We start from the raw sequence: 4,146 nt of genomic DNA, 5'->3' as shown, positions 1-4,146 counted from the left end.
TCCCGGGCATTGGAGCGCTCCAGGCTGACCGGCACCAGGATCAGCGGTGCCTTGCGCACCTCTTGCGCGCTGTCAGCCTCGTACCAGTGGAGGAAGCCCATCGCCAGGTAGAGGACGTTGACGCCTTTCTCCTCGATGTGGGTCTGGGCTTCCGTGCGCAACTTCAGCAGCTGCAGTTGGAGCGGCTCGGGACCCAGCGCACTGAACAGGCGCACCTGCTTGTCGCGCCGAGGGCTGGCGTCAACCGTCTCCTGGGGCAGGGCCGAGGCGTCTCCGAGGGCTTCCAGCAGACTGAGGTCTGCCCCATCCAGCTCCCCCTCCCCGTTACCGGTGGTCGCTTTGGTCCGCCCGAGGGCCGTGAACCCCAGGGCGTTTTGCTGGACGTACAACGCTTCGAAGACCACAGCAGGATCAAAGTCTGCCAGTGCCAGGCTCTTCTTCGGCGCGCGAAAGTTAATGAGGGTGTTTCGCAGGCCAATGTCGAGCAGCTCCCGCCGGCTGGCGAGAAGCTTAGCGGCGATGTCAGGAGCTTGCGTGGTCATGCACGTTTAACCAGCCAATAGGGGGTGAGCGGGGCCGAGATGAGGCCCCAGGCGTAGATTATTACCTGAAGCGCAACGAAGCGCCACTAGGCAGCACGGCCCGCCCACCCAATTGGGGCCACAGCCGCATCATTCATCCCCGGTCCGACTTGTGCAGCGCCAGCTTCCCTGAAAGCATCAGAGATGCAATCTCCGCCACCAGGTCCGGACAGTGAGAGATGGCCGACTCTGGGGCAAGCCAGGAAAACAGCAGGGTCCACTTCGGGACAATCTGGGGAAGCTCCTCCAGGTCTCGGTTGATGATCACCAAACCCTCGTTGTCCCGCCAGTCTCGATGGCCTTTGCGGCCGGTTGGCCCTTGGTAACGCGGGCTCAAAATATGGGCGCGCGCCGCCGACGCAAACAGGCCACACAGAACCTGGATCTCGAGTTCCGTGAAACCCACGCAGGGCTCGCGCCGGAGTCGCTCGACACACTCCACCCGCAAGGCGGGGAAGTTTGGCAAAAGCAGGGTCGCGTCATCGGGTTGGGACGCGTGGAAGAACGTCATGGGGGACCACCTTTCAGTTGGGGCAAGGGAATCATCGCGCGCCCCCCATAACAATTTTTGCGATTAGGTCATCACCGGCCAGTTTTTCGCGACTTGGTGATTCGATGGTGCGAAAGCCGAGTCACGAAGGAGGTCATTTCAAAAATGGCTCCCCCACCAAGACCTCGAACCGAGGTAATGACCATACTTGGCAACTTTCAGAGCGAATCCCCCCTTGGAACAAAATCGCCCTATTAGGCTGCCTGCTTCTCGCCGCCAAAATGCCGTTCCTGACCGTCAAACTCTCGTTCCCCTTGTTGATACTGGGCTGCGTCTGCGGCGGCTTCACCTCGCTGAAGAGAGATTAGGCGGTTTTCAGGAGGAAGGTTTCTGGACCCTTACGAACGCCGGCCTGGACCCAAAGCCCCTGGCAAAGAAAAAATACCCTCGCCCTCTAATATCATTTTTCGACATGAATTCCGCGCAACGATAAGCTTCACCAGCAAGCCTGTGGAGCCAGGCCGGAATCAGCCAGGCCAAGTTTCCCAGCTCCACACGCTGGAGAACCCCTTGCACGACGGGTTGCTGAAACTGGAGGAGGGCGCTATGACCACGCTCTATCTCGCTCAGGAAGGCACGCGCATCCAACGCGTGGATCACCAACTCGTGGCCAGCCTCCACGGCACGGAGGCCGCCCGTGTTCCGCTGGAATGGCTGGACCTGGTGGTCTTGCAGGGGGCCTGCCACATGACCCAACCCGCCCTGGCGGCCTGCCTGGCCCACGGGATTCCGGTGGCCTACCTGTCCCGACGCGGCGACCTGCTGGGCCGACTGGAACCTCACGCGCCGCGGGTGGCGCGGGTCCAGCGGGCCCAACTGCGGTACGCGGAATCGACCACGGCCTGCCTGGCTCTGGCCCAACAGGTGGTCCACGCCAAGCTGCGCAATGCGCACACCGTGCTGCGGCGCGCTGACGACGAGCCGAACGGAAGCGCGCTGCAGCAGCTCGAAAACGCCGCCGAGGGCTGCCGACGGGCCGAAGACACAGACCAACTGCGCGGCTGGGAGGGCGCCGGCGCCGCGGCCTATTTCCAGGCCCTGGCCGACGAACTGGAGCCAGACTGGGGCTTTGTGGGTCGGCGCTATCGGCCGGCCCCCGACCCCATCAACGCCGCCTTGAACTTCGTCTACAGCTTGCTGCGCACCCGCCTCTGCGGGGCGATCGCCGCCGCTGGCCTGAACCCATACCTGGGTTTCTACCACGCCGATCGCGAAGGGCATACGGCCCTGGCCAGCGACCTGATGGAAGAGTGGCGCCACGCGGTGGCAGACCGGTTGGTGCTGCAGGCGGTGGAAAGCGGACAGTTGCGCCGCGAAGATGCGGACCTCGGGTCAGAAGGCGACCACCAACTCGGGGATGCCAACCGCCGCACCCTGATCACGCTCTGGGAAAGGCGCCTGGAGGACCGCATCACCCTGCCCTGCCTGGGCAGCCCGCTGCCCCTGCGGGCCGCCTTTTTGCAGCAGGTACTGCACCTCAGTCGGCATTTTCAAGACCCGCAGGCGCAGCCCTACCAACCCTGGCGGGTGCGGTGAGATGAGTGGGCGGGAAGCGCGCTCACCCGAGCGCCGGTGGTTCGCGGTGGCCTTCGACGTGGCGGACGATCGCCGCCGTCGGCGCCTGGTCAAACGCCTGAGCGCCTGGGGTCGGCGGGCCCAGTTCAGCGTTTTCGAGTGCCAGGTGGCCTTGCCGGACCTGGCACGCTTCGAGGCAGAATTGCGCGAGGAATTGGAGGCCGACGAAGACCGGCTGGCCTTTTATGAACTCTGTGCCAGTTGCCGACGCCGGGTGCGCCGGCACGGCCAACCATATGGCTTCGTGGCGCCGATGGACGGCGCGGATGGCAGTTGCATCGTGGTGTGAGTCCCGACGGAAGAAGGAGCGAAACCATGTCCGAGCGAGCTGAAACATCCCACCTGGCAGCCTGGGTATGTGCGGCGGCCACCGTGGCCTCCCTCTGGGTTGGCCCTGGCGGCCTTCACGACATGCGCCCGGCCGCCGGCGCCACCATGCCTCCCACGACGGCCAAGGTCCCCCCCTCCGATCGCCTGTGGTTCAACCGCCGCAGCGGCTACTACCACACCCCGCAGTGCATCTACTACACCCAGACCAAGGATGGGCTGTTCCTGAGCGTGGAAGAGGCAACCCGCATTGGCTCCCCCTGCGGCCACTGCTTCAAAAGCGTCAGACGGCCTACCAACGAGGACCGTGGACGCAAGGCTGCGGCCGCCGTGAAAGCCTGGCTGATGCCCTGACGCTCTCGCCGGATGGGAAAGCAGGGGAGGACGCCCCCCCCGTTTGCTGGCGGGGATCTGTGCCCTCGCCGCCCCCGGATAAGGCTCAAGCCTCGCGCACCTCAAGCCCGACCACGTTGCGTGCCTCGAAAGCGCTCGCATCCTCCCCACCGTACCCGTTGATCAAGCTGGCGTTCAGGCTGATTTCCACCTCGCGGTTCGGATATCCTAGCGTGTAGGTCCACTGCCCGGGGTTCACTTCTTCGACCCGGTGGATGGTCAGATAACCGGCCTGCCACAATAGCGCCTCGGAGGCGATGTCTCCCACCTCTCCCAGGCGCCGTCCCCTCAATTCCGTTGCCGCGATCGACAAGCCCCAGGCGCGCAAGCCGCCTCACGGGTTAAGATCCGGCTCAAATGTTAGAATTGAATCAAACAACAGGAAAAAAACGCCCGATTTTCCTTAACAACCGGGCGCGCGGCATGCCCACTTGATTTCCGCCCGCTCGTATGGTTTACTGACAACAGTTTCCGGTCAGTTTTCTCCTCCCGGCGCAAAACGCGTTTTAGGCCCAGGCCACACGCGGGTTTCAAGAGGGGGAGGCCCAGCCGGGGCTGATCCCCGTAGGGGACTGAAACCACGGACTCAGCGGCGAGGGAAGCCGCCATGCGGTCGATGAGGCCCAGCCGGGGCTGGCCCAGCCGGGGCTGATCCCCGTAGGGGACTGAAACGCCTCAACCGAGGCCTCCGAACACGAAACCTGCACGGCCCAGCCGGGG

At 64.2% G+C, this 4,146-nt stretch carries 6 protein-coding genes; 3 read left to right on the top strand and 3 right to left on the bottom strand.

Annotated elements, in window-relative coordinates; translation table 11 throughout:
- Nucleotides 1-542: DUF4011 domain-containing protein (locus VKP62_10945; GenBank protein ID MEB3197709.1), on the bottom strand; the 542-nt coding region annotated here is incomplete at its 3' end.
- A 133-nt stretch (nt 543-675) separates the two neighbouring features.
- Complete coding sequence (locus VKP62_10940; GenBank protein ID MEB3197708.1) at nt 676-1,092, bottom strand: hypothetical protein; 417 nt, start codon at nt 1,090-1,092, stop codon at nt 676-678.
- Nucleotides 1,093-1,677: 585 nt separating this feature from the next.
- On the opposite strand from VKP62_10940, the gene cas1 reads away from it, so the two are divergent.
- Genes cas1 through VKP62_10925 form a run of 3 tightly spaced genes read left to right on the top strand, consistent with a single transcriptional unit; the run spans nt 1,678 to nt 3,387 of the window.
- Complete coding sequence (gene cas1 / locus VKP62_10935; protein ID MEB3197707.1) at nt 1,678-2,667, top strand: CRISPR-associated endonuclease Cas1; 990 nt, start codon at nt 1,678-1,680, stop codon at nt 2,665-2,667.
- Nucleotide 2,668: 1 nt separating this feature from the next.
- Nucleotides 2,669-2,995 carry a CRISPR-associated endonuclease Cas2 gene (gene cas2 / locus VKP62_10930; protein ID MEB3197706.1) on the top strand — a complete coding sequence of 109 codons (327 nt, stop codon included), beginning with the start codon at nt 2,669-2,671 and terminating at the stop codon, nt 2,993-2,995.
- Between the two features lie 26 nt (nt 2,996-3,021).
- Complete coding sequence (locus VKP62_10925) at nt 3,022-3,387, top strand: hypothetical protein (GenBank protein ID MEB3197705.1); 366 nt, start codon at nt 3,022-3,024, stop codon at nt 3,385-3,387.
- An 85-nt stretch (nt 3,388-3,472) separates the two neighbouring features.
- Here VKP62_10925 and VKP62_10920 read toward each other — a convergent pair whose 3' ends face one another.
- Nucleotides 3,473-3,754, bottom strand: a complete 282-nt coding sequence (locus VKP62_10920; GenBank protein MEB3197704.1) for a hypothetical protein — start codon at nt 3,752-3,754, stop codon at nt 3,473-3,475.
- Nucleotides 3,755-4,146: the final 392 nt, after the last annotated feature.

It is taken from the genome of Candidatus Sericytochromatia bacterium, from assembly GCA_035285325.1.
Taxonomy (GTDB): Bacteria; Cyanobacteriota; Sericytochromatia; order S15B-MN24; family JAQBPE01; genus JAYKJB01.
The sequence above is the reverse complement of the archived record's forward strand: the minus strand, read 5'-3'. Positions and strand labels throughout refer to the sequence as shown.